We start from the raw sequence: 821 nt of genomic DNA, 5'->3' as shown, positions 1-821 counted from the left end.
GCGGGTCTGGGGACCCGGTTCATTCCGGCCACCAAATCGGTGCCCAAGGAGATCATGACGCTGGTGGACCGGCCGCTGGTTCAGTACGCGATCGACGAGGCGCGCGCGGCCGGCATCAAGGAATTCATCTTCGTGACCTCGCGCGGCAAGGGCGCGCTGGAGGATTATTTCGACAACGCCCCGCAGCTTGAGCAGGAGCTGCGCAAGAAGGGCAAGGACGAGCTTCTGGAGCTTTTGAAATCCACCAACATGGACAGCGGCGAAATTGCCTATGTCCGCCAGCACAAGCCGCTGGGGCTTGGCCATGCGGTCTGGTGCGCACGGCGCCTCATCGCCAATGAGCCCTTTGCCGTGATCCTGCCCGATGACGTGATCGCGGCGGAAAAGCCCTGCCTTGAGCAGATGGTGGAGGCGTTCGCGGAAACGCAGGGCAACATCGTCGCCGCGATGGAGGTCCCGGACGAGACCGCGTCGAACTACGGTATTCTCGACGTGAAGGAGGACATGGGGTCGATCGTGTCCACGCAGGGGATGGTGGAAAAGCCCGAACCGGGCAGCGCGCCGTCGAACCTCGCGGTGATCGGGCGCTACATTCTCACGCCACGGGTGCTGCAGAAACTGAACCAGAAAAAGACCGGCGCCGGTGGCGAGATCCAGTTGACCGATGCCATCGCGGACGCCCGCGACGATGGCGAGGAGGTCTATGGCTTCCGCTTTCGCGGCCAGCGCTTCGATTGCGGCTCCAAGGCCGGGTTCCTGCAGGCGACGGTGGCCTTCGCGCTGGCCCGCCCGGACCTGCGCGACGATCTGCAGGCCTATCT

Annotated in this window: 1 protein-coding gene; it reads left to right on the top strand. The window is 64.3% G+C overall.

Annotation, left to right across the window (positions count from 1 at the left end):
* On the top strand, window positions 1-821 hold an 821-nt coding region (locus tag DQW77_RS17925; protein WP_258523921.1), incomplete at both ends, for a UTP--glucose-1-phosphate uridylyltransferase.

It is taken from the genome of Roseovarius sp. TE539 (assembly GCF_003298505.1).
Lineage (GTDB): Bacteria > Pseudomonadota > Alphaproteobacteria > Rhodobacterales > Rhodobacteraceae > Roseovarius.
This window is presented reverse-complemented; position numbering and strand designations above follow the sequence as displayed.